Origin of the sequence: Dokdonella sp., from assembly GCF_039926425.1 — a bacterium.
Lineage (GTDB): Bacteria > Pseudomonadota > Gammaproteobacteria > Xanthomonadales > Rhodanobacteraceae > Dokdonella_A.
In genome coordinates, this window is sequence record NZ_JBDSWZ010000291.1 from 1 (window position 1) to 3,690 (window position 3,690).

The 3,690-nt window shown below is 66.7% G+C and carries 2 protein-coding genes; both read left to right on the top strand.

Going from position 1 to position 3,690, the window contains the following annotated elements; translation table 11 throughout:
* On the top strand, positions 1-2,061 hold a 2,061-nt coding region (locus ABIV12_RS16450; RefSeq protein WP_348061327.1), incomplete at its 5' end, for a tetratricopeptide repeat protein.
* Positions 2,062-2,209: 148 nt separating this feature from the next.
* The coding region (locus ABIV12_RS16455) for a choice-of-anchor Q domain-containing protein (protein ID WP_348061329.1) at positions 2,210-3,690 on the top strand (1,481 nt) is incomplete at its 3' end.

Below are 3,690 nucleotides of genomic sequence, written 5' to 3' on the forward strand. Positions count from 1 at the left end.
GGCGTGCTGCTGCACGAACTGTGCACCGGCAGTCGCCCGCAGTGGCGCGACGACGGCAGCCTGCGCGCACCATCGTCGACGGTGACCGGGCCGGCGGCGGCAGCGATTGCGGCGGCGCGGTCGCAGGAACCGCGCGCGCTGCGACGGCGCGTCAATGGCGAACTCGATCTGATTCTCGGCAAGGCCCTGCGCCACGATCCGGCCGAACGGTATGCGAGCGCAGCGGAACTCGACGAGGAGCTGCGCCGTCACACCGCAGGCGAGCCGATTCGTGCGCGCGCGGACTCACGCAGCTATCGCGCCGCGAAATTCGTCGGCCGCCACCGCGTGGCGATTGCCATTGCGACAGCGTTCGTCCTCGCGATCCTCGGTGGCAGCGCGGCGACTGCATGGCAAGCCCGCGCAGCACGTGCCGAAGCGCTGCGTGCGGATGGCGTGCGCGATTTCGTGCTGGCGATGTTCAACGGCGTGACACCGGACGAGAGCAAGGGCCGTACGGTGTCGGCGCGCGAACTGGTCGATCGCGGTGCGGCACGCTTGCGCGAAACCCTCGCAAGCCAGCCACAACTGGAAGCAGAACTGTCGACCGAACTTGCGGCCGCATACCGTCAGCTCGGTGACTATCCGCGCGCATCCAGCTTCGCCGAACGCGCGGTCGCGGGCAGCAGCGATGCACCGCGACGATCTCGCGCGCTGGTCGAACGCGGGCGGGCGCACGCGGCTGCGGGCGACTACGCCGGCAGCGTGAAGGATTTGCGCGACGCGCTCGCGATTGCTCCGGAGAAGCAGCGAGTGGACGTGCAGTTGCGGCTGGCCGATGTGCTGTCCGAACACGGCGAGCTGAAGGAAGCCGGCGCGCTCGCCGAGCAGGCGCTCGCCGATGTCGGCCACAGCAATGCACAAGCGCGCGAGCGCGTGTTGTGGTCGCTCGGCGGCATTCGCTTCCGTGATGGCGACGTGCCCGGCGCTGCGACCACGTTGCAGGAAGCACTCGATCTCGCCCGCGCCCACCACGGCGAAACGCACACGCAAACGGCAACGATCGAACACGATCTCGGCGTGGTGCTGCTGCAGAAGGGAGACGCGAAGGCAGCGGTCTCGCTGCTCGAACAGGCGCTCGCGACACGGCGTGAACTGCTCGGCGACGAACACCCCGACATTGCCGACAGCATGTCCAATCTCGGCAGCGCGCTGCGACGGCTCGGACAACGCGATCGCGCGGCGACGCTGATCACCGATGCAGTGACGATGCAACGCAAGCTGCTCGGTCGGCAGCATCCGGCGGTCGCGACCGGTCTCAACTCCCTTGCGGTGCTCGCCTACGAGCAAGGCGATCTCGACACCGCGATCGCGCGGTTGAGCGAAGCGCTGGAGACTGCCCGCTCCGCGTACGGTGAGCATCACACCACCGTCGCGACGATGCTCAACAATCTCGCCGCGATGCAGCGCGCGGCCGGTCGCTATGACGATGCGGAAAAAAGCGCGCGTGCGGCGGTCGATACAACGATTGCCGCCGTCGGCGCCGACCATTACCTCGTCGGCATTGCGCGGCTCGGCCTCGGCAGCATCCTCGCCGAACATGGCCGCGGCGCCGACGCATTGAAGGAACTCAAATCCGCCCATGCGCTGCTGGTAGCCAAGCTGGGCGCCGAGCATCAGGACACGCTGATGGCACAGTCGGCCGTCGCCAGCGTGCTGCGGCAGCTCGGACGACTCGACGAGGCGCAAGCGCAGGCGAGTGCGGCGCTGAAAACGGGAGAGAAAGTGTTTCCTGCGGGACATCCGCGCCTCGGCAAGGTGCGCTTGGTTGCCGCACGCGTCGCGGCCGCACGCGGTGATTGCGCGTGGGCGTTGGCGCAGATGGACACCGCCGACACGGAGCTCGCCGCCGCGGGACCCGGCGGGCGCGTCGACCGCGTGTGGGTCGATGTCGAACGTGCGCGTTGCGTTCACGGCACCCCGGCTGCGAGCGAGGCCGTCGGCAAGGCGCGCTCGGATCTCGCGGCGCTGACCTTTGCGCCACCGGATCTGGGGGCGGCCGCAAAGGCGCTGCGGGACTGACGTTTGGTCCTTCCGCCTCCGGGACGAGCAACGGAAGTCCCGTTGAGGGCGACCAACGGACGTCATCATGGAAGAGAAGGAACTTCTGACTGTCCTCCGCACCTGCCCTTCTGCGCTGGGGCACGAGAGTCCACAGGAAGTCACGCCCATGCCGCGCTCCATCGTTCGACCCTCTCTTGCCGTCCTGGCGTTCGCCCTGGCCGGTGTTGCACATGCAACCACCTACACATGGCCAGGCGCCGCTCCATGCGACGTCACGCTGCAGGCCTGCGTCAATGGCACCACGAACGGGGACCGAATCGAAATTGCGTCGGCGACCATCAACGAGGACGTCAGTCTGTTCGACGCGGACCGAACCCTCACTCCAGCGGCGGGCTTTCACCCGGCGTTTGGACCCGGGCACTCGCTCAGCATCACCAGCAGCGCAGTCTCCGGCGATCGCACCGTGGCGGTGAACGGACTGTCGTTCAATGACGGATACGTGTTTTTCAACTACCGCGGCGTCGGCACGGCCCATGTCGACCTGCGCAACCTCACGCTCACACGCAACGTGTTGACCACGTCGAACTACATCCTGGTCACGGCCGAACACGGCACGGTCAACGCGACCGTCTACAACAACCGTATCGTCGGATTTCCACCCGGCGACTTCAAGGGAATGATCACGCTGGCAGCCCATGGCGGCACCCTCAATGGCGACGCGTACTTCAACCACGTGGAGTGCGTGAATGGCACCCTGACGCCGGGCGCTGGCATCCTCGCCGACTACGCCGGCACCGGCAGTGGGGGCACAGCGCGCATTTTTGGCAACGAGGTGCGCGGTTCGTTCGGGTTCGGTTCGATCGTCGGCTCGGAGGGGCTCGGCGACAGCAACGGCATTTCCTTCAACGCGCGCGCCTACAGCAACGTCGTCGTCGGGACGGGGGCGCTCGATTCGAACGGCATTCGATACCTGGTCAATGCGGGCACGATCAGTGCACAGACCGTGCAGAACACCGTGACGCGTGTGGACACCGGCCTTTCCGCAGGTCCCTACAGCGGCGCCCCGGCGCCATCGCGGATCACCGGGCTGATGTCGAGCAACCTGGTGCAGGCCGTTGCCGGGCTTTACATCGATCCGGCGCACGCGCCGGCAATGACCAACGACTACAACCTCATCAACGCGACCTACTATCCGACCGCCCTCGGAGCGCACTCGATCACCGCGGATGCCCGAGTGGTCTCGGCTGCGTATCCGCGCCTGAGTGCGGATTCGCCGGCCATCGATTCGGCCGACGCGACGACAGTCGGCTTCGGCATCATCTTCAACATGCTTCCTGTACTCGACGCCGATGGATTACGCCGCGCGAAGGGAGCGTCGTCGGCCGTCGACATCGGCGCGTACGAATACGGCGACTTCACGTTCGAACACACCGCGACCAGCGCAAATACCGACGGCCAGATCACGGACTTCGCCAACCCTGCCGGCGCATCGCCGACCGCGAAACTGATCGCGACGTCAAACTTCAATGTCGGCCTCGACGGTGGCGTGCTGTACTCGGCCCCTTACGGGGTGTATTTCGATACGTCGCGCTGGGCGCTGTTCTCGCAGGACATCAGCGACATGCCGATCGGCGCGCATTTCGATGT